The 1,795-nt window shown below is 50.3% G+C and carries 1 protein-coding gene and 1 pseudogene; both read right to left on the reverse strand.

What is annotated here, in order from left to right:
• Positions 1–28: 28 nt before the first annotated feature.
• The gene (locus tag RMO84_RS18585) at positions 29–1,336 is read right to left on the reverse strand and encodes an FAD-dependent hydroxylase (RefSeq protein ID WP_310489925.1); all 1,308 of its coding nucleotides are present in this window, start codon (positions 1,334–1,336) and stop codon (positions 29–31) included.
• Between the two features lie 204 nt (positions 1,337–1,540).
• Positions 1,541–1,795 (reverse strand): annotated as a pseudogene (locus RMO84_RS18590) (NlpC/P60 family protein); the annotation flags it as partial.

The following is a 1,795-nucleotide window of genomic DNA, read 5'->3' on the forward strand; positions in this document are numbered from 1 at the left end:
AAGGGGGATTTAGGGGGATCTCTTTTTTCTACCTTGCCACCTGCGGAATTTTGCCAGCCAATCCCGTCATTAACCTTAGTGCAAGGTATTTAAATCCAGGGATTCGATCGAGTAAAAATAAACCCAACCGGCGGACAATGACGATCGGTAGCAACCGTGTCGAAAACATTCGATCGAGAAAATCGGTAAAAGCTAAAATTACCCAGTTTTCCGGCTTGCGCCAGTTGACATAACGTTGGAGTACCTTTCTACTGCCGATATCTTCCCCCGCGCGATCGGCAGCGACTAAAATCTCTGCTAAAGCTGCGGCATCCCTAATCCCTAGATTCATCCCTTGTCCGGCGACGGGATGGCAACAGTGCGCTGCATCGCCAATTAGGGCCAATCGATCGGCAATATAATCTTTACTCTGCATCAACTTGACAGGAAATAACCACCGCTGGCTATCCAGTTCCAATTTGCCGAGTAAACCGCCCGTACAATGTTCCAATTCTAAAAGAAATTCCGCCACAGGCAAATCGCGTAATTCCTCAGCTTGTTGGTGGGGCACCGTCCAAACTACCTGACAGCGACCGTCGGCCAATGGTAGCACGCCGATCGGCCCTGCATACCAAAATCGCTCGTAGGCAATATTTTGATGCGGTTTTTCGGGGACGATCGTGGCGGTGATGCATGATTGCCAGTAGTTCCAGCCAGTTGTGGCAATACCAGCTTGTTCTCGGAGTGCAGATTTGGCACCGTCGGCAGCAATGACTAGACTGGTACGGATTTTGGTGGGTTGCTCGCGATCTGGAGTGTGAATCGTCAGTTCGGCACCTGTAGCGGTATATTCGACGGCAATTACCTGCGCTGGACACATGACGGTGATATTGGTGGCAGTTTGCAATTTAGCTTGCAGTGCTGTCAGGAGGACTTCATGGCTGGCAGCATAACCCAATGTTTCCCGCCCTAAATCCTGGGGATACATTTTCACTATCCCCGCATAATCGGCGTCAGAGATTTGAATTTGGCTAAATTGAGTAACGTGGGGTAAAACTTCTTGCCAGATGCCCAACCCCGCAAAGATCTGCCCTGAGAGCATCGATAGCACGTAGGCTCGACTCTTGGCGATCGAAATCGATGCGGCTTGAGATTCGATCGACACTACCCGCAATCCCGAATTTTGCAGCGCGAGAGCCAATGTATTCCCAATAATGCCGCCACCAACGATCGCCAGATCGTAGTCTAGCTGTGGCGCATCGATGGCGCGATCGGCACCTGGAGCGGATGTTGGGGAATGCAGCATCTGCGTTGGCGCAGCATCTGCCAGTACGGAGATAGAATCGAGACGTGGCATAGCGAAGAACTAAATAATAAGACTTGTAAACATATTTTCAAGCGACCCTTATTATTATGACGTTTCTATCGTTCTAGGTCGAGGTCGATCGATTCTCTTGGGTGACATACGAAAAAGTGTCTCAGTTACTTTAGCTGAGACACTTGGGTTGGCGTCCGAATTTATTTAATTCGGAAACAGCCATTTTAAAGTTGGAAAGACGGGCTACTTTGGTGAGCCAGTGGGGACACTAGGAGTGCCAGTTGCAGGAGTAGTGGTGCTAGGAACCGATGTTGGCGTGCTAGGCATGCTGCTGCCAGTCGGAACTTTGATCGTCGAGTTGCTATTGTTTTTGATGCTGCTAGGAGCGGAGTCGCTAGGAGTGCTAGTGGAGCTAGGCATGGCATCGCTAGCAGGAGCAGTGGAGGAAGGAGTAGTGGTATCGGTAGCACTAGGCTTCTTCTTGCTATTGGTCGCTGG

Origin of the sequence: Chamaesiphon sp. VAR_69_metabat_338 (assembly GCF_031423935.1) — a bacterium.
Lineage (GTDB): Bacteria > Cyanobacteriota > Cyanobacteriia > Cyanobacteriales > Chamaesiphonaceae > Chamaesiphon.